The following is a 23930-nucleotide window of genomic DNA, read 5'->3' as shown; positions in this document are numbered from 1 at the left end:
CCATGCCCAAACGCACAGACATCAACTCCATCATGATCGTCGGCGCCGGGCCGATCATCATCGGCCAGGCCTGCGAATTCGACTATTCGGGCACCCAGGCCGTGAAGGCGCTGAAGGACGAGGGCTACCGGGTCATCCTGGTGAACTCGAACCCGGCGACGATCATGACCGACCCCGAATTTGCCGACGCCACCTATGTCGAGCCGATCACACCGGAGATGGTGACCAAGATCCTCGAGGCCGAACGGCCCGACGCGATCCTGCCGACCATGGGCGGCCAGACGGCGCTCAACACCTGCCTGACCCTCGCCCGCGACGGCACGTTCGACCGGCTGGGCATCGAGATGATCGGCGCGCGCGCCGACGTCATCGACAAAGCCGAAGACCGGCTGCAGTTCCGCGAGGCGATGGACAAGATCGGCCTGGAATCGCCGCGTTCGATGCAGGTCAACAACCGCGAGGACGCCGAGACTGCGCTCGACATGGTGCGCCTGCCGGCGATCATCCGGCCAAGCTTTACTTTGGGCGGCCAGGGCGGCGGCATCGCCTACAACCGCGACGAATTCTTCGACATCGTCATGGGTGGGATCGACGCGTCGCCAGTGAGCGAAGTCCTGGTCGAGGAATCGGTGCTCGGCTGGAAGGAGTATGAGATGGAGGTCGTCCGCGACAAGGCAGACAATTGCATCATCATCTGCGCCATCGAGAATATCGACCCGATGGGCGTACACACGGGCGATTCCATCACGGTCGCTCCGGCGCTGACCCTGACGGACAAGGAATACCAGATCATGCGCGACGCCTCGATCGCGTGTCTGCGCGAGATCGGGGTCGAGACCGGCGGCTCGAACGTGCAGTTCGCCATCAACCCCAAGAACGGGCGGATGGTGGTGATCGAGATGAATCCGCGGGTCAGCCGCTCGTCGGCGCTGGCATCCAAGGCCACCGGGTTCCCGATCGCCAAGATCGCGGCGAAGCTCGCGGTCGGCTACACCCTCGACGAACTGACCAACGAGATCACCGGCACGACCCCGGCGAGTTTCGAACCGACCATCGACTATGTCGTCACCAAGATGCCACGCTTCACGTTCGAGAAATTCCCGGGCACCGAGGCGACCCTGACAACATCGATGAAATCGGTCGGCGAGGTCATGTCGATCGGACGCACCTTCGCCGAGAGCCTGCAGAAGGCCTATCGGTCAATGGAAACCGGGTTGACCGGCCTCAACGAAGTCACGATCCCCGGCGCGCGCTCGGGCCGGGGCATCGACGAGGACGCGGTATTCGCCGTCCTCGGTCAGCCCACGCCGGAGCGCCTGCTGAACATCGCCCAGGCCTTCCGGCTCGGTATTTCCGCCGACGATATCCAGCGCGTTACCCATTTCGACCCGTGGTTCCTGAACCAGATTTCGGCGATCGTTCAGGCGGAGACCCATGTGCGTGAAACCGGGCTTCCGGACAATTTCGACGGGCTGATGCGGCTCAAGCGGATGGGCTTTTCCGATGCGCGTCTGGCCGAACTGTCAGGCATATCGGAAACAGACGTGGCCGCGCGCCGCGACAAGCTCGACCTGCACCCCGTGTTCAAGCGAATCGATACCTGCGCAGCCGAATTCCCCAGCCTGACACCGTATATGTACTCCGCCTATGAGGGAGATTCCTCCCAACCGGGCGAATGCGAGGCGGAGCCGAGCGACCGCGAGAAAATCATGATCCTCGGCGGCGGGCCGAACCGCATCGGCCAGGGCATCGAGTTCGACTATTGCTGTGTGCATGCCGTCTTCGCACTCGAGGAAGCCGGCTATGAAACCATCATGGTCAACTGCAATCCGGAGACCGTCTCGACCGACTACGACACGTCCGACCGGTTGTATTTCGAACCGTTGACCGCCGAAGACGTGATCGAAATCTGCAAGCTCGAGCAGACCAACGGCACCCTCAAGGGCGTAATCGTGCAGTTTGGCGGCCAGACGCCGCTCAAGCTGGCCCACGCGCTCGAAGCGGCCGGCATTCCGATCCTCGGCACCTCACCCGACGCGATCGATCTGGCCGAAGACCGCAAGCGGTTCCAGAAGCTGCTTCAGGACCTGGACCTGCGCCAGCCCGAGAATGCAATCGCGACCAGTGCGGAAGAGGCGCTGGCGGCGGCCGAGGAACTCGGTTTTCCGATCCTCATCCGGCCCTCCTATGTGCTGGGCGGCCGGGCCATGGAGCTGGTCCATGAGATGGACGCGCTGACCCGCTACATCAACGAGGCCGTGCGCGTGTCGGGGACCAGCCCGGTGTTGCTCGACCGCTACCTGCAGGACGCCATCGAAGTCGATGTGGATGCCCTTTGCGACAGCGCGGGAAATGTCCACGTTGCGGGCATCATGGAGCATATCGAGGAAGCGGGCATTCATTCCGGCGACAGCGCCTGTTCCCTGCCCCCCTATTCGCTCAGCGAACCCGTGCTGGCCGAGATTCGGCGCCAGACCGAAGTCCTGGCACAGGCGTTGAAGGTGCTCGGCTTGATGAATGTGCAGTATGCGGTGAAGGACGAAGAGGTCTACCTGATCGAGGTCAACCCGCGCGCCAGCCGCACCGTGCCCTTCGTCGCCAAGGCCACCGGCGTGCCGATAGCCAAGATCGCGGCCCGGCTGATGGCAGGCGAGATGATCGCCGACTTCGATCTGCCGGATACCGCCAAGCCCAGCGGGCATGTGGCGGTCAAGGAAGCGGTCTTCCCCTTCGCCCGGTTCCCGGGGGTCGACACGATTCTCGGCCCGGAGATGAAATCCACCGGCGAGGTGATGGGGCTCGACCGCGATTTCGGGCATGCCTTTGCAAAGTCCCAGATTGGCAGCGGCGCTGTGGTGCCGGTCGCCGGCCGGGTGTTCATTTCCGTGCGCGAGCGCGACAAGAACGCCATGATCGAAATGTCGCGCGCGCTCGTCGACATGGGTTTCGAGATCGTGGCAACGAGCGGCACGGCGCGCCATCTTGCGGACAACGGCATTCCCGTCGACACCATCAACAAGGTGCTCGAGGGACGCCCGCATATCGTCGATGCGATGCAAAACGGCGAAATCCAGCTGGTCTTCAACACCACCGAGGGCGCGCGCTCGATTGCGGACAGCTACAGCCTGCGCCGCACAGCCCTGAATCAACGCATCCCCTACTACACCACAGTCGCGGGCGCGCGGGCTGCGGTGGCATCGATTGGTGCAATGCGCAGCGGTGCCCTTGAAGTCGCGCCACTTCAGTCGTATTTTAGTATCGACTTTTGAACGGCTTAGGCCCGCTGGATGTCCGCGTTACGCCAAAATGGCTGGCGCGGCCCGAGGCGGGTGTTTTAGTCTTTCGTTCGTAACAATTTATCGTTCGTAACAAGCGATCGAACAGCGGTCGGACCATGGATAAGATTCCAATGACACCGGAGGGCCACGAGGCCCTTCAAGATGAGTTGAAGAACCTCAAGACCGTCGAACGTCCGGCGATCGTGAAGGCCATCGCGGCGGCACGCGAACATGGCGATCTCTCCGAGAACGCCGAGTATCATGCTGCGCGTGAACGCCAGAGCTTCGTCGAGGGCCGTATCGGCGAGCTCGAGGACACGACCAAGCGCGCCGAGATCATCGACACCACCAAGCTCAAAGGCAAGACCGTGCGCTTCGGTGCGAAGGTCAAACTCGCGGACGAGGAAACCGACGAGGAAGCCACCTATCAGCTGGTTGGCGAGTTCGAGGCGGACATCGAGAAGCGCAAGATCTCGATCATGTCGCCCCTGGGCAAGGCCCTTATCGGCCGCGAGACGGGCGACAGCGTCGAGGTCACCACGCCCAACGGTGTGCGCTATTTCGAGGTTGTGTCGGTCCGCTTCCGCTAGACCTCGGGATCGTCCACCGGGACACCCGAGACGTATTTCGAACTCCGGATCACCTGGAACGTCTGCACCGTCGAAACATGCGCGACGGCGGTAAGGCGCGTGGTGAGTTCGTTCTCATGAGCGGTGTTGCGCGCCACAAAACGCAGCATGAAGTCGCCGCCGCCGCGGATCATGTCGCAGCGACGCACTTCCGGCCAGTCGGCGACTTCCCGTTCGAACGCCGACAATACGGCATCCGACTGGTTGTCGAGCCCGACCAATGCGTGAAACGCGACCTCATAGCCAAGTTGCTCGGCCTCGAGTTCGGCGTGGTAGCCCGTAATATATCCCGCCGATTCCAGGGCGCGGACACGGCGCAGGCACGGCGGCGCAGAAATGCCCGCCCGCCGCGCAAGTTCGACGTTGGTGATGCGGCCTTCATCGCGGAGATTACGGAGAATGCGCCGGTCGATCGCATCCAGTTTAACTTTGCGGTTCAAGGCGCCGTCGCCTCCCCGATCACTGTCCGGCATGCTTTCCACTCTCCAGGACGGCCCGGCGCCCGAATTCGCGGGAACCGCAATGGGAATCACCCATTGCCCCGCCTATAGTCACCGTTACAGCCGACCGGGATGCTAGCAGATTGAAATTATATTTCAAACGCAAGCTTGCTCAAATTGCGCCGAATTCCCGGCGATTCAACCCCCGGCGGTGTAAACATTGTCGATGACCGCGCCGCCGCCCACCCCGTCCTGCTGGATACTGACCGATGGCAAGATCGGCATGGTGAACCAGTGCCTCGGTCTGGCCCGCGCGCTCGGCCATGACCCGGTTATCAAGACCATCGACCTCCGCCGTCCATGGGCTTGGCTGCCGCCGGTGTTGATCCCGGCCAGGACGAGCGTGATCACCACGGGCTCCACGCCGCTTGCACCACCCTGGCCCAAATTGCTGATCGCGTCCGGCCGCAAATCGGTGGCACCCGCCCTGGCGATCCGACGTGGCAGCGCAGGCGAGACCTTTTGTGTCCAAATCCAGGATCCGGGCGTCGCGACGGGTTCGTTCGACCTCGTGGTGGCACCGGCCCATGACCGGCTGTCCGGCGACAATGTGGTGACAACGCTGGGTTCCATGCAGGGCGTCGACCCTGCGGCACTGGAGGGCGCACGGGTCGCATTCGCCGACCGGATGGAAGGCCTGCCGCGACCGCTCGCGGGTGTGCTCCTGGGGGGCGACAACGCGGTCTACCGCATGACGCCGGCGCTGGGTGAAAGGCTGGCCGAGCAATTGCGCGTCCTCGCCGCTGATCGGGGCTTGGGCCTGGCGATTACACCGTCCCGGCGCACACCTGAATTCGTGCTCGATGCGATCCGGGCGTCGCTCACCGGGCTGGATGTCGATATTTGGGACGAAACCGGCCCGAACCCGTATCTGGGCATTCTGGCCCACGCGGACTCGCTCATCGTGACCGGTGATTCGGTGAACATGGTCAGCGAGGCGGCGGCCACGGGCAAGCCGGTGCATGTGGTATCCCTCGAAGGCGGGTCGAAAAAGTTCAGCCGTTTCCATGAGGCATTGACAGCGCGCGGCATCACCCGACCCTTTGCCGGCGTGCTCGAAGAATGGACCTATGACCCGCCGGATGACATGGCCGTGGTGGTGGGCGCGATTCAGCGGCGTATGGCCGCAACGGACAGGAACGGGCATCGTTTGCATTCGCAAGGGTCGCGATCTAAGAAATGACCATGTCAGTCATCGACTTTACAGCCCTGGGATCAGCCCCCGTCGGTCGTGATCCGTTCGATCATGTCCTCGTGCCCGGCCTGATTTCCCGGGATGCCTTGCGCGCGGCCAACGAGGATTTTCCTTCAATCGAACGCCCCGGCAGCTTTCCCACAACCCATCTGCGCTACGGGCCGGGATTCGCGGCCTTGCTGCGCGCCCTCGAAGGGCCTGAAATGGCGGCCGCCCTGGGCGAAAAACTGGGAATCGATCTGGCTGGCAAACCGACGATGGTCACGGTGCGCGGGCGCGCGCGTCCCACCGACGGGAAGATCCATACCGATTCATCCGGCAAGCTGGTCACGGTCCTGCTCTACATGAACCCTGCTTGGGAAGATTCCGGCGGGCAACTCCGGCTGCTTCGCAGCCCCGACGACCTCGAGGACTACGCCGTCGAGGTGCCGCCCGACGAGGGGACCCTGTTGGCGTTCCCCTGCATCCCCAACGCCTGGCACGGGCACCAGCCCTTTGACGGCGAGCGCCGGACGATCCAGCTGAACTGGGTCACCAGCCGCCGGTATAAATTGCGCGAGCAGGTGCGACACTCGGTCTCCGCGTTTTTCAAGAAGTATGCGGGATAGCAGGCGCGCCATGACGCTCAACATCGACACCTTCTCGAATATCAAGGGCGGGTTCCCGTTCTTCAAGGCGGCCGGCCACCCCGCGGTGGCCCCGCTGGCGGAGGCCATGATCGCACGCCTCAGCGCGGCACGCGCCATCGCGGTTTACGACCCTTCGGGGTTTGCCCCGGCGCTCGCGGAGCTGTTTCCACTCGCCACACTGCCGATCCAGGAAATCCTGGTTCAGGATTTGTCGGCACTTGGTCAACCGGTGTTGGGCAAGACGACCCAGCCTGTGACCGACTTGGCATCGTCCACCGCGTCGCATCTCCTGGTCGTCGCCTTCGACGCGGAAAAAGTGCTGCGTGACATCGCTCAGCTGGTGCCCGAGGGCATGGAAGTCGTCACCCTCGACGCACTTCGATTGCCCAAGGACCGGCTGACCAACAAGCGGCGCTATCTCGATCCGCTGAACTTCGCGACCAATTTCGCCTTTTTCCGCGATGTCCCCGACGGACGGGGCGGACGCCTGCACACGCGGGTGGCAACGGCCAACTACTGGCATCGCTACGGCGGTGCGAACGTTACACTTTGGCTGACCCTCATCGACGAGGGAGGCGAGGCCCTTGCGCAATGGGATATGGATTTGCCGGACGCACCGGGCGGCGTGACCATCGACAGCGCGGAAATCTGTGCGCGCTTCGGACTCGAAGACTTCAGCGGCCAGTTGTTTATCCACGCGATCGGTGCAACCGGACACGACATCGTCAAATACGCCCTCGACACCTATGGGGATGATCCGCGCGATCTGTCCTGTACGCACGACGCCAATGCCTGGCCCGCAGACTTCTATGCCGGTCTTCCCGCGCCGAAGCCTGACGAACGGGTGGTCTTGTGGATTCAGAACAGCCACCCCTGCCCTATTCCGTCGGGCGCTGTCGGCCTCAACCTCATGGGTGATGACAAAACGTTCTGGCTCGATCGCGAGATCGCGCCGTTCGGCACCTATTCGCTCGACACCGCCGACCTGCTGCCCGACACCCGATGGCCGGCACAGATCGAAGTCCATGCGGGCAAGCATTTCGTGCGCCCGCGCTACGAGGTCGAAACAGTTTCCAAAAATCACGTGGACCGAAGACGTACGGCCCATGTGAATGTGGAGCGCACGGACCTGGCGCCCGACCCGCGGATTGCGGAGATTGGCAATCTGATGGGCAAGGGCTTCATCTTGCCCGCACCGATTCTGCCGCGTGACGACTTCCGGTCGATCGCACTGCCCACCCCCATGGCCACGACCCAGGAAACCCTGCCCCTGCGCGCGCTGTTCTATGACGGCGACGGACAGGAAATCGGCCAGCATGCCTTCGGCGAACTCACGCGCGCGCAGAGCGTTGCGCTGGATGTGGATGATATCCTCGACGGCACGGACGCGCTCCGCGACGCCGCCGGCCATATGGAGCTGATCTATGATTTCGCGGTCGCCACCCGCGGGGTCGATGGCTGGCTGCACGGACTGTTCCGCTACGAAGCCCGGGGGTCCGGACACGCCGCCGAGACCAGCTTCGGCGCACATATCTTCAACACGGTCCTGACCTGGAACAACGAACCCCAATCCTATTCCGGCGCGCCCCCGGGCCTGTCGACGCGCCTGTACCTGCGCACCGATCCCGCCATGGCCGTCGCCGGCGACGATCACGATACCTTCTGCCATCTGATCTACCCCGCCTCGACGCCCTGGCATGCGACGTCGAAGACACAGCTGCTGCTGCATGACGGCGGCGGCCATGTCGTGGCCGAAGAAACCCTGCACATCGCCTGCGGCGGGTCGGTGCATTTCCGGCTCAGCGAGACCTTCGATGCCGCCGCGCGCAAGGCAGCGGCCGAACCCGGCGCGGCCGGCGCCGGTTACGTGCTGATCCGTGACACGACCTGCCGTTTGTTCGGCTATCACGGCCTGATCGCACGCGACGGAAGCGCGTTCTCGCTCGATCACATGTTCGGTTTCTGACCGACACTGCGATCGACACCGGCGCCGAAGAGCCTTCGCGCGCGCCCATTCGCGATGCTAATCTCCCTGTGTGGGAACGACGTGTCTCTGGGGGGATCACATGAAAATTCGTAAAATGACGGCAGCGTTCGCGGCGGGATTGTCTTTTGGCTTGTTGACCATGACACCAAACGCATCGGCTGAAACATTGCTGGAACGGGGCACATACCTGATGCAATCGGTCGTGGCATGCGGGAACTGCCACACACCGAAGGGCCCCGACGGGGACATTCCGGGCATGGAACTGGCCGGCATGGCGCCGTTCGAGAAGACGCCCGCCTTCGACGCCAATTCGCCGAACATCACCCAGGATATGGAAACCGGCATCGGCGGCTGGACCGACGCGCAGATCATCGCCTCGATCCGCGAGGGCAAGCGCCCCGACGGCTCGATCATTGGCCCACCGATGCCGATCGGGCTCTACCGCGGCATGTCGGACTGGGACGTGCAGGCGATTGTCGCCTACCTGCGCACGGTAAAGCCGATCAGGAACGAAATTCCCAAGTCGGTCTACCGCATCCCGCTGCCGCCGGCCTATGGCCCGCCGGTCGGATCGGTCCCATCCGTATCGCCCGATGATCGCGTGGCCTACGGTGCCTATCTCGCCGGCCCTGCCGGACATTGCATCGAATGCCACTCCCCGCTGGGCGAGAAAGGGCCGGACTGGGTCAACAGAACCGGCGCGGGCGGCTTCGAGTTTCACGGCCCCTGGGGCGTAAGCGTGTCATCGAACATCACGCCGGCAGGCCTGGGCAATCGCAGTTACGCGGAGATCCGGCGGATGATCACCGAGGGCATCCGGCCGGACGGCTCCAGAATGCTGCCGCCGATGGCGTATTCCTACTACGCCAACATCAAGGAAGAGGATCTCCGGGCCATCGTCGCCTATCTCCGCACCCTGCCGGCGAAATAGTTCACCAACGATGGCCGAGAAAGAATTCGACATCACGACCGCTGACGGGGTGATGCCCGGTTTCGCCGCCTGGCCCGACCCGGGCGCGCACGGCGACGGCCCTTACCCGGTGATCGTCATGTATATGGACGCGCCGGGCATCCGCGAAGAGTTGCAGGACTTCGCGCGTCGGATCGCGGGTCAGGGCTACTACGCGGTACTGCCGGACCTGTACTACCGGCTCGGTTTGCTGCGCTTCAACCTGGCCGAACGCACCGAGAAGATGGGCGAGATGATCTTCGCCGCATGGCACAGCCTGACGAATGCGGGCGTCGCCAGCGACACCGGTGCCATTCTGTCAGAACTGGAGAATGAGGACGCGGCGTCGGACGGCCCCATGGGCTCGGTCGGCTATTGCATGAGCGGCGCCTTCATCACCACCGTCGCGGGCAAATTTCCCGACCGTTTTGCGGCGAACGTCTCACTCTACGGAGTCTGGATCGTCACCGAACACGAGGATTCCCCCCACCTGCTCGCACCCCGGATCGAAGGCGAGCTTTACTATGCCTTCGCCGAACATGATCAGTGGGTGCCGGACAATGTCATCCCCGATCTGAAGGCGGCGCTCAACGCGAGCGGGGTTCCCCACGAGATCGAGACATTCGCGGGCACGGAGCACGGCTTCGCGTTTCCGCAACGCGATGTCTATCACGAACCGTCGGCCGAGATCGTCTGGGGCAAGATGTTCGAACTCTACGCCCGGGTGTTGGGTTAAACACCCGAAAACCTACCTCACAACTGTGTTGCTGTATCAGGTAGCACAAGACAAACGGCTGCAAGGACTGTCGGCTCCAGCACAGCCATAGCGGGAGAAAATCATGGAATACTCACTTTCGGTAAACCACTACATCTGTGACGAGAAAACGCCATTTCCCAAGTTTGCCGAAATCGTTCAACAAGCCGGCATCGGGTCGGTCGGCGTCACCCGTGCGGCGTTGTTTGAAATGGGTGTACCCGCGCTTGGCCAATGCCTGAAAGACAACGGTCTGGGCGTATCGTCACTGTGTAGCGCGGGGTACTTCACCGGCACACAACCGGATACCAAGGCCAAATTCGACGATGGCGAGATGATCGACATCGCAGCGGAGCTCGGCGCCGAGACATTGACAGTCATCAGCGACGGCGCCGGTGACCCGTCCCGGCCCTTTGCCGATGCCTACGCGCGCGTCGAAGAGGGCCTGGCGAAGATGGCGGTGCAGGCTGAAGCAAAAGGCGTGATCCTGGGCGTGGAGCCAATCCACCCCAATCACTTCCTGGCGCGGGGCTGCATCAACACAATTGCCCATGCGCAGAAGATCATTGAGCCCCACGCCAGCGCCAAGCTGCTGCTCGACTTCAATCATTCCTGGTGGGACCCCGACTTTCCGGGCTTGCTGACTCGAGCGCCGGAAACGGTCGCACTGATCCAGATATGTAATCTGAAATTCAAGGATGGTTATGCCGCCCGACGCGAAACCATGGCTGGTGGTGATCTTGATATGGGCCGGTTGGTTCGTGAATCGATGGCCGGAGGTTTCCGAGGTCCGTTCGAGTTCGAGCTTTTCCCCGGCGACCTGCGCGGCCGGGATGTTCAGACGTTGATTTCCGATTTCCCGAAGGAATTCGCCGAGGGCGTTGCTGCGGCGTAACCCGGTGGCGGAAACCCGCGGACCCATGCATATCCGCCCAGATTTCCGGACCAGCAGGGTTGCACTGCCCCGCCCGCCTTGGGACACTCCACGGCAGGAGAACAAACGCGTATCCCGGAGAAAACACCATGGAAACCCGCGCCGCCGTCGCCCTTGAGGCCGGCAAGCCCCTGAGCATCGAAACGGTCAATCTGGACGGTCCGCGCGACGGCGAGGTCCTCGTCGAGATCAAGGCGACCGGGATATGTCACACGGATTCGTTCACCCTGTCGGGCGCCGACCCCGAGGGGCTGTTCCCCGCGATCCTCGGCCATGAGGGGGCGGGCATCGTCGTCGACGTCGGCAAGGGCGTCAAATCGGTGAAGAAGGGTGACCACGTGATCCCGCTCTACACGCCGGAATGCCGCGAATGCGATTACTGCACCTCGGGCCGCACCAATCTGTGTCAGGCGATCCGCGAGACCCAGGGCCAGGGGCTCATGCCCGATGGCACCTCGCGCTTCTCGATCGGCAAGGACCGGCTGTTCCACTATATGGGCACCTCGACCTTCTCGAACTACACGGTGCTGCCCGAAATCGCGGTCGCCAAGGTGCGCGAGGACGCCCCGTTCGAGAAAATCTGCTACATCGGCTGCGGCGTGACCACGGGCATCGGCGCGGTGATCAACACCGCCAAGGTCGAACCCGGCGACAATGTGGTCGTGTTCGGCCTCGGCGGCATCGGCCTCAACGTGATTCAGGGCGCGCGGCTGGTCGGGGCCAACAAGATCGTCGGCGTCGATCTGAACCCGGGCCGCCGGGCCATCGCGGAAGCCTTCGGCATGACCCATTTCGTGAACCCGTCGGAAGTCGAGGGCGACCTCGTCCCCTATCTGGTCGATCTGACCGACGGCGGGGCCGACCACTCTTTCGAATGCATCGGCAATGTCGAAGTGATGCGCCAGGCGCTCGAATGCTGTCACAAGGGCTGGGGCAAATCGACGATTATCGGGGTCGCGCCGGCCGGCGCGGAGATCGCCACCCGGCCGTTCCAGCTGGTCACGGGGCGCACCTGGCAGGGGACGGCCTTCGGCGGCGCCAAGGGCCGCACGGATGTGCCGAAAATCGTCGACTGGTACATGGACGGCAAGATCAACATCGACGATCTGATCACCCACGTCATGCCGCTGGACCAGATCAACAACGGGTTTGACCTGATGCACAAGGGTGAGTCGATCCGCGGGGTCGTGACTTTCTAGCGAAACGCGCCGATATCGCATTCTGAACCTGACTTCACGGGTGAGTTTCCGGCAGACGGCTTGCCACCCGCCGGTGTGCAGATTATCTATCTACCCCCAACAGGGCAGGCCCGCGCGTGGCGCGTACCGCCGCAACAAATCAACCAGAGGACGCTCACATCATGTCCGAGACACATCACACCAAGGTTCTGATCCTAGGCTCCGGGGCCGCCGGCTGCACCGCCGCCATCTACGCCGCACGCGCGAACCTCAAACCCATCATGGTGCACGGCATGCAGCCGGGCGGTCAGCTCACGATCACGACGGAAGTCGAGAACTATCCGGGCTTTGCCGACGTGATCCAGGGCCCTTGGCTCATGGAGCAGATGGTCGAGCAGGCCGAAAAAGTGGGGACGGAAATCTTCGACGATCTGATCGTCGACGTGGACTTCAGCACCACGCCCTTCACCTGCACCGGTGATTCCGGCGACGTGTACACCGGCGACACGGTCATCGTGGCGACGGGTGCCTCGGCCAAGTGGCTGGGCCTAGAAAGCGAGCAGAAATTCTCGGGCTTCGGCGTGTCGGCCTGCGCCACATGCGACGGGTTCTTCTATCGCGACAAGCCGGTCGCCGTGATCGGCGGCGGCAACACGGCCGTCGAAGAAGCGCTGTTCCTCACCAATTTCGCCTCGAAGGTCACCCTGATTCATCGCCGCGACGAGCTCCGCGCCGAGAAGATTATGCAGGACCGCCTGATGCGTCATGAGAAGATCGACGTCGCCTGGGACACGGTCCTGGAAGAGGTCGTGGGCACGGATGAGCCGCTTGGCGTGACCGGCGCCAAGCTCAAGAACACCAAAAGCGGCGACAGTCAGGACCTCGAAGTGGATGGTGTCTTCATCGCCATCGGGCATGACCCGAACACCAAAGTGTTCCAGGGCAAGCTGGATATGGATGACGAAGGTTACCTCGTCACCGCACCGGACAGCACGGCCACCAACATCCCGGGCGTCTTTGCTGCGGGTGACGTCAAGGACAAGATCTACCGTCAGGCCGTGACGGCCGCAGGCATGGGCTGCATGGCGGCACTTGAAGCAGCGAAGTATGTTGCCGAGCATGAAGACGAGGCCACGCAGAACGCGGCCGAATAAGCCAGCGCACACGCAATTTCGCATCGCGCGCGTCTCGTGTGAGACGATCCGTGGGGGAACGGCCTTATGGCCATGGATTGGGACAAACTGCGTATTTTTCACGCGGTGGCAGATGCTGGCAGCTTCACCCATGCGGGTGAGGTCCTGCATCTGAGCCAATCGGCTGTCAGCCGGCAGATCAGTTCCCTCGAGGACAGCCTCGGCTCGCGACTGTTTCACCGTCATGCGCGCGGCCTGATCCTGACCGAACAGGGCGAGCTTTTATATCGCACCGTGCACGATGTGTTCGCCAAGCTGACCATGGTCGAGGCACGGTTGACAGATTCCCAGGAGCGGCCCCAGGGTCCGCTCAAGATCGCCACGGCCGTCGGACTGGGCTCACTCTGGCTGACACCGCGCATCTCCGAATTCATCGATATGTACCCGGACATCGAGGTGAACCTCGTCACCACCGACGAGGAGCTTGATGTTTCCATGCGGGAAGCGGACTGTGCGATCCGGCTCACCCCACCGACCCAGGGCGACCTGATCCAGCGCCGCCTGACGCGTGTGCACACCCACATCTTCGCGTCGCCCGACTACCTGCAGAACCGGGGAATGCCGGAGAAGGTCAGGGACCTGGCGAACCATGACCTGATCGCCTATGGCGAGGATGTCGCCATGCCGGTGGCCAATATCAACTGGCTCCTGAATGCGGTACGCGATGCCACCAACGAAGAGCCACGCAAGGTCCTGACCCTGAACAATCTCTACGGGATGTTTCGCGCGGTCGAGGCGGGGGTCGGTGTCGCAGGCTTGCCGGATTTCCTGGCCCGCGAAGGCAAGAGCCTTGTACGAATCCTGCCCGAACTCGAGGGTCCGGGGAACGATGCGTATTTCGTCTATCCAGAGGAACTGCGCAACTCGCAACGAATCGCGGTTTTCCGGGATTTTCTGCTGAGCAAGGTCGCAGAAACGCGTTTCTAGGGCATTGCGTTCCGCCAAGCCTCTGGAATCACACACTTTCAAGCCATGCAATACGCGCATGTCTGGTTAACGGTTTAGCGGCCTCCTCCTCGGGGCTTCGGCACACTATCTAATGGATACACACGGTGCGACACGCACCACGCTGCCGGTCTGTTCCTCCCAGCGGACCTGCGGCTTTCGAGGCCATTGAACACGGCCTCGGCGTCTCCCAAAGACGTAACGCCTCCCTGTTCACTTGCCGGGCCCTTCGGGGCCCGGCTTTATTTTTGGAAAACGGGTTTGCGCAAGCCCGCGTCCGTGTCTAGCGGAAGTAGACGTCACCCGCATCGGCGGGATACATGCCTGCCACGAACTCCGTGTAGCCGTTGTAGAGCCGCGTCGGCACACGGTCGCTCTGGCGACCACCCAGCAGCCATTCGGTGGCCTGGCTCCAGCGCGGATGATCGATCTCCGGATTGACGTTGGCCCAGAAGCCATATTCCTTGGCCTGAAGCGATTCCCAGAAGGTCATGGGCTGTTTGTCCGTGAACGAGAAGCGGATGATCGACTTGATCGACTTGAATCCGTACTTCCACGGCACCGCAAGGCGCAGGGGCGCACCATTTTGGGGTGGGACCGGTTTGCCGTACAGGCCGGTAACCATGAAGGCCAGGTCGTTGGTCGCCTCTTCCATCGTCAGGCCTTCCTGATAAGGCCACGGATACCAGAACTGGCGCAGGCCCGGCATTTCCGCCTTGCTCTCGGCAATCGTCTGCATCGTCACATACTTCGCGCCGGACGTCGGCTTGGCCAGATCGACCAGCTGTTTCATCGGAAACCCGGACCAGGGCACCGTCATCGCCCAGGCCTCGACACAGCGATGGCGATAGACCCGTTCCTCCAGCGAGACCTGCTTCAACAGATCGTCGATCCCGATCTCAAACTCCTTCTCGACCATCCCGTCGATGACGATATTCCAGGGACGGGTTTCAAGACGTTGTGCGGCGCGCGAGATCTGTTTGTGGGAGCCGAATTCATAGAAATTGTTGTAGCTCGTCGCCTCTTTCTCTGCCGTGAGCGCACGGTCGACCGTGTACTTCTCGTTACGTGGCACGGGATAGAGGCCGGCGGACGGGTCGGTCGCGGCCATCGCCATGCCTGACGGCAAAACACTCGCGGTCGCCGCGATAGCGGGAGCGACCCCCAGCGCCTTCACGATCTGCCGGCGATTGAGATAGATATCTTCGGGCGTCACCGCGCTCTCGGGCAACTCCCAGCCCCGCTTCACCTTCACCAGCATGTCGATCTCCGTTCGTTCGTGCGTGACCCTACGATGGGGGTGCGCACGAACGAAAACAAGTCACGCCTGCTTGAATTCCGCATAACGGAATAAATGCGTGTTTGCGGTGTTATCCCCGGAAACCGGGGCGAAATCAGGCAGATTGCGGAGACAAAAGCCGCTCCACAGGCTCGTCGCGGATCGGCCAGTGCAGCGCCGCCGCCAGCAGCCCGAGCAGGATCGAGGTGAACCAGACCGCGTTATAATCCCCGGTTACGTCGAAGTTCAGGCCACCGAGCCAGGCGCCGAGGAACGCGCCGATCTGATGGCTGAAGAAGACCAACCCAAACAGCATGCCGAGATGGCGTGCGCCGAATATCCTGGCCACCACGCCGCTGGTGAGCGGCACCGTGGAGAGCCAAAGCAATCCGAATACACCGGAGAAGATGTAGATCGTAAGCTCGGTCTTGGGCATCAGCATCATCCACGCGATCAGAGCGGCGCGCGCCAGATAGATCAGACTCAAGAGGTTTTTCTGCTTGAACCGGTTGCTGAGCACACCCGCCGTAAAGGTGCCAATGATGTTGCCGCCGCCGATCATGAACAAGGCCCACCCCCCGACCGTCGCCGCGAGCCCGCACCAGGCAACAAAACCTGGCAGGTGGGTGCCGATGAACGTGACGTGGAAGCCGCAGACGAAGAAACCCGCGACCAGGAGCAGGTAGCCGCGATTCTTGCGCGCTTCGCCGAGTGCCTGTGTCCAGCTCTGTGGCGCCGCGCCGGCCTCGTTGTCGGCCCTGCCGCGGATCATCGCGCCGAGCGGAATCATCAACGCCACCACACCTGCGGTTGCGACGAGCGACACTTCCCAGCCAAAGCCGCCGATTACGATCTGGGTGACCGGGGGCAACAGGAACGGGCCGAGCGCACCGATCGTGCTGACGATCGCCATGGCATAGGTCCGTTTTTCGGGAGCCACCATCCGCGCAACGGCGCCATAGACGACAGCCATGCCCACACCGCTCATGCCGAGACCGATCAGTACGCCACCGGAGATCAACAATTCCGTCGGCGTGATCGCGCTCGCCATACCCAGTACGCCAAGCGCATAACAGATCGCGCCGCCGACAATGACCCGGCCAGAACCGTAGCGGTCGGCAAGCCCGCCGATGAAGGGTTGCGATGCCCCCCAGACCAGGTTCTGGAGCCCCATGGCTATTCCAAAGAGCTCGCGGCTCCAGCCAAGGTCTATGGTCATCGGCACCAGGTACATCCCGAGCACCTGGCGGACGCCGAGCACCACCGCGAGCAGGAATGCGCCGGCACCCATCACCATTACCTGTTGTCGGTTGAGAGCCAGGGTCATCGATACCTTCCGGTGTTTGAAACCAAATGCGGGTCGGGAGAACCGCAGCATTCAGCATGGAATCGCTTGATTGCATGAACATCGGTCGCGCGACACAAAAAGTCGAGCACCGATCAACCCCAATGCCCGGTCGCGCCTACAGTTCCTGCCCGCGCACCCGCTGTTTCAGGTCCCGAATGAGGTCATGCATCCCCGCCATTCGGGGGTGGACCTTCACCGCATCCTCGAACGCCTGCAGCGCAGCATCCCCGTTGCCGCGCAGCATTTCGATCTGTCCCAACCCACTGAGGGCACCGAAATGCCGGGGCTCGAGCGCCAATGTCTGTTCGACATCGGCCGACGACAGGGCGAGCTTGCCTTGGATGAAATAGACGGTGGCCCGCTTGTTCCAGGCCTCGGCATAGTCCGGCGCCTGGTCGATCAGCGCGGTATACAGCTCCACCGCGTCGTCGAAACGCCGGTCCGCCATGGCCTTGATCCCCATGTACATCAACCGCGTGTTCTCGCTGTTCTCATGCGCAATCCAGGTCGTCCAGATCAGATTCTCGGCCGCGCGTATCTCAATCTCCTCTTCGCTCGACTGCAGGATCAGGAAGAGATTGTCGAGGCGCGGGTCGTTCTGGTCCGCCCCAGCGTGGCGCGGCCCGGTGATCGCGATGGCAATGACGATGGCGAGGCACAATTTGCGCATGTACCAATTATGCGACGACCCCTGCGAGCGGCTCAAGTGGGTTCATAGAAGACCACACGGATGTGAACAGGAGTTGGCACGAAGATAGAGAAACTTGTCGTTCGTTCCTGTTCGTGCTTTTTCTATTTCATGGTCGACGGTAACCCTTCCGGAACTCCTTGGTCTGCCAGTGAGATTGATCTCATCGTGGCGGACTACTTTGGGATGCTCTGGAAAGAACTAGCTGGTGAACCATACATAAAGTCTCAGAGAAACACTGAACTTCAAAGGCTAACCGGTAGATCAAAAGGCTCGATCGAGTACAAACATCAAAACATAAGTGCGGTGCTGGAGCAGCTCGGACGACCATGGATTCTCGGCTACAAGCCGGCTGTTAATTTTCAGAAAACTCTCATCGACGGAATTGAAAGATATCTGGCAAGCCGAGGACAGGAGATGGAAACCCGGCTGAATAGCTCGTTGGCCGAAGTAACCGACTCCAGCACACTGTATTTCGAGCCTCCGCCGATTCTAAATGAGTCTGAAACACCTACCAACGAAGACATCAAACGCCTCGTTCGCAAGTTCAATCCCGCCGAGCGCGATGTTCGCAACCGCGAACTAGGTGAGCAGGGTGAAAGGAAAGTGCTGGATTCGGAGCGAGCAAGACTGAATGCCGCAGGAAGGGAGGATCTAGCGCGTAAAGTGGAGTGGACATCCAAAGAGCGCGGAGACGGTGCCGGCTACGACATTCTATCGTTCGCGTCATCAGGACAAGAGCGCCTTCTTGAGGTCAAAACTACTACCGGGCCTAAAAAAACGCCCTTCTATCTGACAGAGAACGAACGTTCACTATCGGCCGAACGTCCGGATTCATTTCGAATCGTACGTCTCTACGACTTTGTCCGCGAGCCAAAGGCATTCAAAATTTCTCCGCCGCTTGAATCATCTGTGATCCTGAGTGCCACGAACTACCGTGCATCGTTCGGAACGTAGCGCCCGGTCGGTCGCAGCTTCGTCGACCACCGGTTCGCGCTATAATGGAGTTCTCGTTTCTTCTGCTCAGGACACCCCCCTCATGGCCCTCAAACCCGAAGACATCATCGGAGCCTGGAATCTCGTCGACACCTTCCGGGAGAACCCCGACGGCACCACAACCCCGAACCAGGGTGCCGACCCCATGGGCATCATCATGTACAGCCCCGACGGCCATATGTGCGCGATCACCCGGTCGCGCAGCCGTCCGTTCCCCGCCATGCCCGACGCCACGGATGCCGATAAAGCCCGCATGTTCGACAGCTATCTGAGCTACGCCGGACGCTGGTCGCTCGACGGCAACACCGTCACACACCATGTCGAGCATGCGCTGAACGAGAATTTCGTGGGCCAGGACCGCAAACGCGTGATCGATCATCAGGGCGATCGCATGGTGCTGAAGGGTGAAGGCAGCGACGGCGTGTCGACCTCCACCATCATCTGGGAACGCCACAAATAGACCGGATCTGGCGGTCTAACCGAGTTTCTTCGGTTTCGGACCGCCCGTCGCCCAGTCGAGCAGCTCGACCGTATGGACCACCGGCGCGTCGAGCGCCCCGGCAAGCTGTGTGATGCAGCCGATGTTCCCCGTGGCAACCACTTCGGGCGTCGTGCGGGCGATGTTCGCCGCCTTGCGGTCCCGCAAACGCCCGGCGATCTCCGGCTGCAGGATGTTGTAGGTACCGGCCGAGCCGCAACACAGATGCCCCTCGCCAGGCTCGCTCACCGTGAACCCGGCCGCCGCCAGCAACGCCTTGGGTGGCGTACGGATCTGCTGACCGTGCTGCAGCGAGCAGGCCGCGTGATAGGTCACCCGCATATCGGGGATGTCTGCGACCGGCTTCAGCTCGGGCTCCAGCGCCGCAAGATACTCGCTCACATCGCGGGTCAGAGCCGAAACACGCGCGGCCTTGTCCGCATACGCCGCATCCTCGCGGAACATGAACCCGTAATCCTTGACCGTGGTGCCACAACCGCTGGTGTTGATGATAATGGCATCAAGGCCTTTGCCATCTGCTTCGGCGATCCAGGCATCGATATTCGCGGCAGCTTGCGCGTGGGACGCATCGACCTTGCCCATATGATGCACGAGAGAACCGCAGCAGCCCGCGCCGTCCGCCACCACGACCTCGACACCGATCCGGGTCAGCAACCGCACGGTCGCCTCGTTGATCTGTGGCGCGATCACGGTCTGCGCGCAACCGTTCAGCAATGCAACCCGGCCGCGGCGCGTACCTTCGGCGGGGAAGACCTGGGGTACGTCCACGGGGGACGGCGGGCCCAGATCGGTCGGGGCGAGATCCAGCATCGCGCGCGTACGCCCGCGAAACAGTCCACGCAGCGGACGTGCCAGCGATGCCGCAGCCAGCAATGTGCGAAACCGCAACGGATGGGGGATGGACCAGGCCAGCGTCCAGCGGATCATCCGCTCGAACAGGGGCCGGGTGTATGTCTGTTCGATATGTTTGCGGCCGTGATCGACCAGATGCTGGTAGTGCACGCCAGACGGGCATGTGGTCATGCAGGAAAGGCACGACAAGCATCGGTCCACATGCCGGACGGTCTCCTCATCGGCCGGCGCGTCGGCTTCAAGCATCTGCTTCATCAGGTAGATGCGTCCGCGCGGGCTGTCGAGTTCGTCGCCCAACAAGGCATAGGTCGGACAGGTCGCGGTGCAGAAGCCGCAATGCACGCAGGCACGCAGGATGTCGTTGGCGACCGCGATGTCGGGATCGGCGAGCTGGGCGAGTGAGAAGTGCGTTTGCATCGATCAGACCCCGTTATACATGCGGCCGGGGTTGAGGATATGGCGCGGATCGAAGCTTTCCTTGACCCGGCGCGACAGCGCCGCCAGCGGGGCGGGCTGCGGCTCGAACACATCGACATTGCGGCGCGTATTGTTCGGCGCACGCACCAGGGTGGCATGACCACCGCCGTTTGCGGCGAGCGCGGCGCGTACGTTTGCCGCGACGTCCGCGCCATCGGCGCGGAACCAGATCAATCCACCCCCCCAGTCATACATTACCGTCCCCGGGACTTCGGCCAGGATGGCGGCCGTAACATCGGCCGCCCTGTCCGGTGTGACGGAGAGGCGCCAGAGCGGCGATTTACCGTCGCCCACACCCTCGGCGTCGCGCACGGATGTCCAGAAGGCTTTTGACGCCTCACGATCAAGCGTCGTGACCCTCCCGCGTGTGCCAACCAGCTCCTGTAGCGCTTCGGCACGTGCCGACACCGAGGGAACGAAGCCCTCGACCCGGAACGCGGTGACCGGACCTTGGGTGGATGCCAGTCCGTCCGGCAAATGTGCCGCCCCGGACACCTCGTTGCTGGAGTTCAGCGCCGCCGTCATGGTTTCGATAGCCGCAGCGTCGTCCAGGCCGGACAGCAGGATTGTTTCCTCGGTCTCCGCGGCGGGCAGCACCTTGATCGTGATCCGGGTCAGCGCCGCCAGAGTGCCGAAGGACCCGGTCAACAGCTTCGACAGGTCGTAGCCGGTAACGTTCTTGACCACCCGGCCGCCGCTCTTCACCAGATCGCCACGGCCCGTCACCGCCTCGATCCCCAGAATATGGTCGCGCGCCGCGCCCGCCTTGACCCGACGCGGGCCGGCCAGATTACAGGCGATCATGCCGCCCAGCGTACCGCCCTCGTTTCCGTACAAGCGTGCGAAATGCGGCGGCTCGAACGCCAGCATTTGCCCTTTCGCCGCGACGGCGGCCTCGATTTCGGCCAGCGGCGTGCCCGCCCAGGCCGACAGGACCAGCTCCTCTGGCTCGTACAGGGTGATGCCCGAAAGTCCGGAAAGATCGATCGCGTGGGCGATGGTGCGGTTGCCGTCGCCCATGGGCCGCCCGAAGCCGTGCTTGGTCCCGGTACCGACGATTTCGACGGGCGTCTCCTCGCCGGTCGCCCAGGCAATCGCCTCAACGACCTGTTCGGCGGTTTCGGGTTTGAAGGTTTCAACCATCGCCAAACTCAAAAACGCGGCAGATCGGGAAACGGCATCTTGCCGCGATGAATATGCATGCGGCCGAGCTCGGCGCAGCGGTGCAGGGTCGGGAAGACCTTGCCCGGATTGAGCAGCTGGTTCGGGTCGAACGCACATTTGACCCGCTGCTGCTGGTTCAGATCGTCCTCGCTGAACACCTCGGACATCAGATCGCGCTTCTCGACGCCGACGCCATGCTCGCCGGTCAGGACGCCGCCCACTTCGACGCACAGGCGCAGGATGTCGGAGCCGAAATTCTCCGCCCGGTCCAGCTCACCCGGCTTGTTGGCGTCATACATGATCAACGGATGCAGGTTGCCATCGCCGGCATGAAATACGTTGGCGACGCCGAGACCGTATTTCTCGGACAGGCCCGACATGCGCTCGAGCACCTCGGGCAGGCGGTGACGCGGGATGGTGCCGTCCATGCAGTAATAATCCGGCGTCAGGCGACCGATCGCAGGGAACGCCGCCTTGCGGCCCGCCCAGAACTGATTGCGTTCGTCTTCGCTCTCCGAGACCCGGATCGAGACCGCGCCCAGCCCTTCGGCAATCTCGCGCACCCGGCCGATCAGATAGTCCACCTCGACCGGCGGGCCGTCGAGTTCCACCAGAAGCAGCGCCTCCACATCAAGCGGATATCCGACCTGGACGAAGGCCTCCGCAGCCTTGATCGCGGGCCGGTCCATCATCTCCATGCCGCCGGGAATGATGCCCGCGCCGATGATATCGGCAACGCACTGGCCGCCGGCGGTGCTGGATTCAAACCCAATCATCAGTGCGCGCGCCGTGGCCGGCTTTGGCAGGATACGGACCGTAACCTCCGTGATCACGCCGAGCAGACCTTCCGAGCCGGTCATCAGGCCGAGCAGGTCATAGCCTTCGGAATCCATATGCTTGCCGCCGAGACGCAGTATCTCGCCATCGGGCAGGACCATCTCGATGCCCAGGATATTGTTTGTGGTCAGGCCGTATTTCAGGCAATGCACGCCCCCGGAATTCTCCGCCACATTGCCGCCGATTGTGCAGGCGATCTGGCTCGAAGGGTCGGGCGCGTAGTAGAAACCATCCGCCTCGACCGCGTGGGTGATTCCCAGATTTGTGACCCCCGGCTGAACGACGGCGCAACGATTCTCGTAATCGATCTCGAGCACACGGTTAAACTTTCCAAGCCCGAGCGTGATGGCATCGGCGGCAGGCAAGGCGCCGCCCGACAAGGACGTGCCGGCGCCACGCGGGACGATCTTCACCGCATTCTCGTTGCAATAGCGCATGATCGCCGAGACCTGCGCGACCGTTTCGGGCAGGACGACGATCATCGGCAGTTGCCGGTAGGCGGTCAGCCCGTCGGATTCATAGACCGCCAGGCCTGTCTCATCGGCGATGACCCCTTCGCCCGGCACGAGCTCACGCATGGCCGCGACGATCTCCTCGCGCCGGGCCAGGGTCTGGGCATCGGGTTCAGGCATCTTCATGTGAAATCTCCAAAACGGGACCTGGAGTATAGCGGGCAGAGGGCAACAAAAAACCGCGCAAAACGCGCGGTCTTTTCAGCACTTCGTAAGACGCGAGGCTCAGCCCTGGCGCGCCTTGAAGCGGGGGTTGCGCTTGTTGATCACGTAGATGCGCCCACGCCGGCGTACGACCTGGCAGCCACGGCCGCGCTTCTTGAGTGTCTTCAGCGAACTTGCGACCTTCATCGGACCGCTCCCAAATATAAAAATGCCGCCCCAAATGGCGGAAACGCGCGGAAACTAGCCCCGCCACACCATCATGTCAACGGTCCGGAACCGGATTCATCGCGCCCTGGCGTGATATTCCGGATTGGGCATCCGGTCCAGCGCTGTCGAGACCCGGTTCGTCATGTTGAAGAAGGCCGCGACATTGGCAATATCGAGAATATCGCGCTCGTCGAAACCCGCGTCCCGCAAGGCCTGACGGTCGGTTTCCTCGACCTCAGCAGGGGCGTTGGTCATTTTCACGGCGAAGTCGAGCATCGCACGCTGGCGCGGCGGAATCTCTGCGGCGCGATAGTTAATGGCCATCAGTTCTCCGAGTGCCGGGTCGCCCGACAGTTCGCGAACACCCGCACCATGGGCCACCACGCAGTAAAAGCATTTATTTTCCGACGAGACGACGGTCGCGATCATCTCGCGCTCCAGAGGGCTCAGGCTCATCTCGGACAACATCAGTTCGTTGTACATGGCGATGAAGGCGCGCAGGCGCTCCGGCACCACCGCGTAACTCTGCAGCACGTTCGGCACCATGCCGAGCTTATCCTGGCAAACGGCGAAATACTTCCGCAAATCCTCGTCCAAATCTTCGGCGCCGGGAATCTGTAAATCGAGGGCATGGATATGGTCGGGCTGCGCGGTCATTTCACGGGTCCATCATGTTCATCTGGGCATGACGACCAGTATAGGTCGCAACCAAGAAAAAGCGCGACCGGCAATGCC

22 protein-coding genes are annotated in these 23930 nt (G+C 62.4%); 13 read left to right on the top strand and 9 right to left on the bottom strand.

Annotated elements, in window-relative coordinates:
• Nucleotides 1–2: 2 nt before the first annotated feature.
• Nucleotides 3–3269 (top strand): carbamoyl-phosphate synthase large subunit, encoded by a 3267-nt coding sequence (gene carB, locus ABJ363_09470; GenBank protein ID MEP4379216.1) that lies wholly within the window; start codon nucleotides 3–5, stop codon nucleotides 3267–3269.
• A gap of 125 nt (nucleotides 3270–3394) precedes the next feature.
• Nucleotides 3395–3868 (top strand): transcription elongation factor GreA, encoded by a 474-nt coding sequence (gene greA, locus ABJ363_09465; GenBank protein MEP4379215.1) that lies wholly within the window; start codon nucleotides 3395–3397, stop codon nucleotides 3866–3868.
• Here greA and ABJ363_09460 read toward each other — a convergent pair.
• The gene (locus tag ABJ363_09460; GenBank protein ID MEP4379214.1) at nucleotides 3865–4347 is read right to left on the bottom strand and encodes an Lrp/AsnC family transcriptional regulator; all 483 of its coding nucleotides are present in this window, start codon (nucleotides 4345–4347) and stop codon (nucleotides 3865–3867) included. The two genes, greA and ABJ363_09460, sit on opposite strands and share 4 nt — an antisense overlap.
• Before the next feature lie 226 nt (nucleotides 4348–4573).
• On the opposite strand from ABJ363_09460, the gene ABJ363_09455 reads away from it, so the two are divergent.
• The 9 genes from ABJ363_09455 to ABJ363_09415 all read left to right on the top strand — a co-directional run bounded on the left by ABJ363_09455 (nucleotide 4574) and on the right by ABJ363_09415 (nucleotide 14153).
• On the top strand, nucleotides 4574–5590 hold the full coding sequence (locus ABJ363_09455; GenBank protein ID MEP4379213.1) for a mitochondrial fission ELM1 family protein: 1017 nt from the start codon (nucleotides 4574–4576) through the stop codon (nucleotides 5588–5590).
• Nucleotides 5591–5592: 2 nt separating this feature from the next.
• Nucleotides 5593–6210, top strand: coding sequence for a 2OG-Fe(II) oxygenase (locus ABJ363_09450; GenBank protein MEP4379212.1), 618 nt, complete (start codon nucleotides 5593–5595; stop codon nucleotides 6208–6210).
• Between the two features lie 10 nt (nucleotides 6211–6220).
• Complete coding sequence (locus tag ABJ363_09445) at nucleotides 6221–8197, top strand: hypothetical protein (protein ID MEP4379211.1); 1977 nt, start codon at nucleotides 6221–6223, stop codon at nucleotides 8195–8197.
• A gap of 160 nt (nucleotides 8198–8357) precedes the next feature.
• On the top strand, nucleotides 8358–9149 hold the full coding sequence (locus ABJ363_09440) for a cytochrome c (protein MEP4379210.1): 792 nt from the start codon (nucleotides 8358–8360) through the stop codon (nucleotides 9147–9149).
• A 10-nt stretch (nucleotides 9150–9159) separates the two neighbouring features.
• Nucleotides 9160–9903 (top strand): dienelactone hydrolase family protein, encoded by a 744-nt coding sequence (locus tag ABJ363_09435; protein MEP4379209.1) that lies wholly within the window; start codon nucleotides 9160–9162, stop codon nucleotides 9901–9903.
• Between the two features lie 103 nt (nucleotides 9904–10006).
• A complete protein-coding gene (locus tag ABJ363_09430; protein ID MEP4379208.1) occupies nucleotides 10007–10816 on the top strand; it encodes a sugar phosphate isomerase/epimerase family protein in 810 nt (269 codons plus the stop codon).
• 128 nt (nucleotides 10817–10944) lie between these two features.
• On the top strand, nucleotides 10945–12054 hold the full coding sequence (locus ABJ363_09425) for an S-(hydroxymethyl)glutathione dehydrogenase/class III alcohol dehydrogenase (protein MEP4379207.1): 1110 nt from the start codon (nucleotides 10945–10947) through the stop codon (nucleotides 12052–12054).
• 161 nt (nucleotides 12055–12215) lie between these two features.
• Nucleotides 12216–13187, top strand: coding sequence for a thioredoxin-disulfide reductase (trxB, locus tag ABJ363_09420; protein MEP4379206.1), 972 nt, complete (start codon nucleotides 12216–12218; stop codon nucleotides 13185–13187).
• Between the two features lie 72 nt (nucleotides 13188–13259).
• A complete protein-coding gene (locus ABJ363_09415) occupies nucleotides 13260–14153 on the top strand; it encodes a LysR family transcriptional regulator (GenBank protein ID MEP4379205.1) in 894 nt (297 codons plus the stop codon).
• A gap of 301 nt (nucleotides 14154–14454) precedes the next feature.
• Here ABJ363_09415 and msrP read toward each other — a convergent pair whose 3' ends face one another.
• The 3 genes from msrP to ABJ363_09400 form a co-directional block, all read right to left on the bottom strand.
• On the bottom strand, nucleotides 14455–15432 hold the full coding sequence (gene msrP, locus ABJ363_09410; GenBank protein ID MEP4379204.1) for a protein-methionine-sulfoxide reductase catalytic subunit MsrP: 978 nt from the start codon (nucleotides 15430–15432) through the stop codon (nucleotides 14455–14457).
• A gap of 133 nt (nucleotides 15433–15565) precedes the next feature.
• Entirely contained in the window at nucleotides 15566–16777 is a 1212-nt protein-coding gene (locus ABJ363_09405; protein MEP4379203.1) for an MFS transporter, read from the bottom strand.
• Between the two features lie 136 nt (nucleotides 16778–16913).
• Nucleotides 16914–17468, bottom strand: coding sequence for a tetratricopeptide repeat protein (locus ABJ363_09400; protein ID MEP4379202.1), 555 nt, complete (start codon nucleotides 17466–17468; stop codon nucleotides 16914–16916).
• Nucleotides 17469–17597: 129 nt separating this feature from the next.
• Here ABJ363_09400 and ABJ363_09395 point away from each other — a divergent pair, with 129 nt between their 5' ends.
• Nucleotides 17598–18443 carry a DUF3883 domain-containing protein gene (locus ABJ363_09395; GenBank protein ID MEP4379201.1) on the top strand — a complete coding sequence of 282 codons (846 nt, stop codon included), beginning with the start codon at nucleotides 17598–17600 and terminating at the stop codon, nucleotides 18441–18443.
• An 82-nt stretch (nucleotides 18444–18525) separates the two neighbouring features.
• Complete coding sequence (locus ABJ363_09390; GenBank protein MEP4379200.1) at nucleotides 18526–18942, top strand: lipocalin-like domain-containing protein; 417 nt, start codon at nucleotides 18526–18528, stop codon at nucleotides 18940–18942.
• Between the two features lie 15 nt (nucleotides 18943–18957).
• On the opposite strand, the gene glcF is transcribed toward ABJ363_09390, so the two are convergent.
• The 5 genes from glcF to ABJ363_09365 all read right to left on the bottom strand — a co-directional run bounded on the left by glcF (nucleotide 18958) and on the right by ABJ363_09365 (nucleotide 23852).
• Nucleotides 18958–20250, bottom strand: a complete 1293-nt coding sequence (gene glcF, locus ABJ363_09385) for a glycolate oxidase subunit GlcF (protein ID MEP4379199.1) — start codon at nucleotides 20248–20250, stop codon at nucleotides 18958–18960.
• A 3-nt stretch (nucleotides 20251–20253) separates the two neighbouring features.
• The gene (glcE, locus tag ABJ363_09380) at nucleotides 20254–21453 is read right to left on the bottom strand and encodes a glycolate oxidase subunit GlcE (protein MEP4379198.1); all 1200 of its coding nucleotides are present in this window, start codon (nucleotides 21451–21453) and stop codon (nucleotides 20254–20256) included.
• A gap of 8 nt (nucleotides 21454–21461) precedes the next feature.
• Entirely contained in the window at nucleotides 21462–22949 is a 1488-nt protein-coding gene (locus ABJ363_09375) for an FAD-linked oxidase C-terminal domain-containing protein (GenBank protein ID MEP4379197.1), read from the bottom strand.
• Between the two features lie 99 nt (nucleotides 22950–23048).
• Complete coding sequence (gene ykgO, locus ABJ363_09370; protein ID MEP4379196.1) at nucleotides 23049–23174, bottom strand: type B 50S ribosomal protein L36; 126 nt, start codon at nucleotides 23172–23174, stop codon at nucleotides 23049–23051.
• 96 nt (nucleotides 23175–23270) lie between these two features.
• Nucleotides 23271–23852, bottom strand: coding sequence for a peroxidase-related enzyme (locus ABJ363_09365; GenBank protein MEP4379195.1), 582 nt, complete (start codon nucleotides 23850–23852; stop codon nucleotides 23271–23273).
• Nucleotides 23853–23930: the final 78 nt, after the last annotated feature.

The sequence above is a fragment of the Alphaproteobacteria bacterium genome, from assembly GCA_039980135.1.
Lineage (GTDB): Bacteria > Pseudomonadota > Alphaproteobacteria > UBA6615 > UBA6615 > UBA8079.
Note: the sequence above shows the minus strand (reverse complement) of the source record. Positions and strands in the feature narration are given on the sequence as shown.